The organism is Paenibacillus sp. P4_E11 (genome assembly GCF_056401635.1).
In genome coordinates this window covers 1-3,272 of the sequence record NZ_JBFUIX010000268.1, presented here as the reverse complement: position 1 = coordinate 3,272, position 3,272 = coordinate 1, and the positions used below count along the sequence as shown (strand labels likewise).

Annotated in this window: 2 protein-coding genes; one reads left to right on the top strand and one right to left on the bottom strand. The window is 48.9% G+C overall.

The window, feature by feature from the left end; genetic code table 11:
* Positions 1 to 338: 338 nt before the first annotated feature.
* The gene (locus AC1DWB_RS32595) at positions 339 to 2,684 is read left to right on the top strand and encodes a hypothetical protein (RefSeq protein WP_477545252.1); all 2,346 of its coding nucleotides are present in this window, start codon (positions 339 to 341) and stop codon (positions 2,682 to 2,684) included.
* 61 nt (positions 2,685 to 2,745) lie between these two features.
* On the opposite strand, the gene AC1DWB_RS32590 is transcribed toward AC1DWB_RS32595, so the two are convergent.
* Positions 2,746 to 2,994 (bottom strand): hypothetical protein, encoded by a 249-nt coding sequence (locus tag AC1DWB_RS32590; RefSeq protein WP_477545251.1) that lies wholly within the window; start codon positions 2,992 to 2,994, stop codon positions 2,746 to 2,748.
* Between the last annotated feature and the right edge of the window lie 278 nt (positions 2,995 to 3,272).

The following is a 3,272-nucleotide window of genomic DNA, read 5'->3' as shown; positions in this document are numbered from 1 at the left end:
CCAGTCCTGTGAGGACGGAGTACAAAAGTAGCATTGACAGCGTTTCCATAAGACACTTATAATAGAATAACAAACCAGAATCAAATCAGAATAACCCAATTCCTAATATTTTCTGTATAATTTACATAATATTATAAATCAAATTTAAATCAGAAAGGGGTTGTTCACGAATGCTGACTGGATCAGGTCCGTGTGCTGGTGTGAATGTGGTTTCCGGTTCCGGATAATCACGTCCGGCCGGTTCCGCGCAGCCCTGCTGTTGCCGGAAATGCTGCAGGTATGCAGTAAGCAAGCATCACAAGATAACCAATACCTGATGGAGAAGGAGCTGTTATCGAATGGATCAAGAGAAGAACATGAACAAGATCGATGAGGCGGGGGATGTAAGGAAGGACAAGACATTCAGCCGCAGAAAGATGCTTCAGGCGTTAGGGCTTGGCGGCATTGCGCTCGCGGGGAGTGCGCTCACTTCGAACATTGCACTCGCGAGCGATAACGATAAGGATAAAGATAAAGACAAAGATAAGATCGAAGCAGCAGAAGTGCTGCAAGTGTCTAATGTAAGTGAATTGGTCGCACTGTCGAGTAAGAAGCTTAAGAACGGCCAGCACGTCATTGTAGGTGGCTACAATCAGAATGGAGATGGCGGCGGGAAGTTGGTTCGCTGGGATACAGCAAGCACGAAGGTGGACAACGGAGGAACTGTTCATAGTTTAGTCGGTACAGCAGGCCGATTCGAAGCGGTACATCAAGGGATTGCGGATTTCCGATGGTTCGGCATATTCGGTCCATCCCAGAATGCGGATGCCGCCCTGGATGCTATGGTCAATGATCCTGCCATTCATCGGATTGAAGCCCACACAGACCTGAACTTTGTCGTTCGTCACGTGTATCACCGTAGTAATATTGAGGTAGATTTCCACAATCACACCGTAACCACAGTAGGAATGGCCCTGAATACGCTGGATAATCCGTTCGGTGCGGTTTTGTTCTTCCAGGGGACACAGCCGGGTATGACGCAAACGGTAACACTAGCCGCAGATGTAGTGGAGTATTCGGATATATTCGAGGTAACAGATTCTTCCTTATTCGAGATTGGCAGCTGGTGGCATGCACAGATCAAGAACAATGCGGCTGGTGGTGCGCAGCGTGAGCTGGATTATATGATCAAGGTAACCGAAGTGTTCGATACGACCCATGTTCGATTCAACTACAAGTCCGGCTGGCAATTGGCCGCGGGTCGACAAATCACGTACAAGAAGATCGAGCCGGCTGTCCGCTGCCATGTAAGAAACATGAACTTCATCGGGATTCCGGTTCCGGTCAACGGTACGAGCTTGAGGCCTACTCCAGATTGGGATCAGATCGGGTCTAATCCGGTCGCATACGAATATGCAGTCGAGTGTGACGCTACGGGAATCAACGCGACCAAGGTGTTCTGGCCGGTCGTCATGCGCCGCTACAACACGACGTTCCTGACGGAGCGCTGCCAATTGATGAACCCGGAAGAACGGGATTGGGGCGGAACTGGCTATTTGACGCAGCAGATCAATGTACTATACGGACATGTGAAGGACTGCAATACGAGCAACGCTCGGCACTTGAACGATTTCACCAATGCAGCGTACTGCATGGTTGAGAACTGTCATGGCGATGGAGACGAGTACGGTCCTTACGTTACGCACGGCCAGTACGAGCACGACCTTACGTTCATCGGCAACTCCGGTTTACTGTCGTTCGCGAACAGCGGAACGTTCTGGGGCGACAGCGCGAAGCGTATTACCGTCAAGAAACATATCGCTTCCCGGATCGTAGCGCATAAGCGTTTAACCGACCTCACGCTCGAAGATTGCCACGCGGTTGTTACGTACACGAAACCAGGCGTTAAGATGGCGAACTCGGGTTCGATCTGGGTTAACATGGACGGCTTGCAAATGAGAGGTTGCACGGCGCAAGAAATGATTACGATCAACAAAGGGTCTTCTCGCGGAAAGCGCAAAAATATTATAGACAGCTGCTCCTTCGGTATGTTGAAGGGCTATGAAATTGCCCGGCCAATTCGCTCGGGTACAACACAAGTAGGCTTCACGCCAAGCAACGGGGAACTTACGATCATTAATAGCGAATTCTACGATATAGAAGAGGTCACGCTCGGCAGCATTAACAAGCTTACATTGATCAATACCTGGTTCAAGGGCAAATCGCCTGAGACAGGCTTAGTGAAGGTCGGAACCCGTGAAGTCATCATGCATGGGGGCGGATTGGTCAATTGTTGCTTCCTGTTCACAGGCGCATGGGATCGCGTGGGCGATGTGAACAATGCAGCCAATACGCCGAACCAATCGATCACGATCGACGGCGGTGCTGTGTTCAGTGGAACGAATGGTGAGAAGGCGTTCTTGAAGAGTGCGCTGCCGACCAATGTCATCACTTGGAGCTTCGGCGATTGTACGAGCACAGCTGCAGCAGCGGATACCGCGCATTTCCATATCGAGGGAGGGTCTCATAAGCTGAAGGCGTTCAGCTCACGCTTCATCGGTGGGAAGTATACCGTACAGAACGCAGGATTCGGCAACAGCAATTATTTGTTCCTTTCGTCTGTGATCGAGGAAGGCGTTAACCGTACTTCGTTGCCGGTTGAGACCGATACGATCAAGCACAGTACAGGCAATCTTACTATTTAAGAAAAAGCATGACATAGACCCCTATCAGGCTCAACTGATGGGGGTCTTTTTTACAAGCGGATTAGCGGAAGAAGAAAATCTCCGTCTCTTCATTGGTAGTAATACGGTAGAGGGTTGCTTTCCATCCGTCTGGGCAGAGCTCCAACTCGATCGTCTGCAGTTCCATCCATCTGGACTGGTCGATATGCTGATTATTCAATAGTTGGATGAGTAACTTGTCTTTCAGTTCTTGCGTGAAACGATCGGAATAAGCGTGATCTGGTAGATTAACAGGTATCCAGCGGTTGTCAAAAAAAATTCTTACAAGCATGATGTAATTCCTCTCTTAACAAATAATGAGAGAGCAGCTCTCGTTGGTCGGATCAAAGCAAAATACCAAATATTAGTATACAAGAACGATCTGTACAATTTCTGAACGATGAACTCGACAATTGTGGAATGCTGGAAGTTGTTCATTTTCTGTATAGGTGGTGGTGGTACCCTAGTATAGGAAATCTATACGGTTACCTTGATTTTGCCGTTGCGAGATGCAGTAATACCGAGACAGATCCAGCTAAGCGCACAGCCTTCCTGAACACTCTGTGAATC

Excerpts from the sequence above, each read along its gene's own strand:
- AC1DWB_RS32595 (WP_477545252.1), top strand. The coding sequence starts at position 339 with ATGGATCAAGAGAAGAACATGAACAAGATCGATGAGGCGGGGGATGTA.
- AC1DWB_RS32590 (WP_477545251.1), bottom strand. The coding sequence starts at position 2,994 with ATGCTTGTAAGAATTTTTTTTGACAACCGCTGGATACCTGTTAATCTA.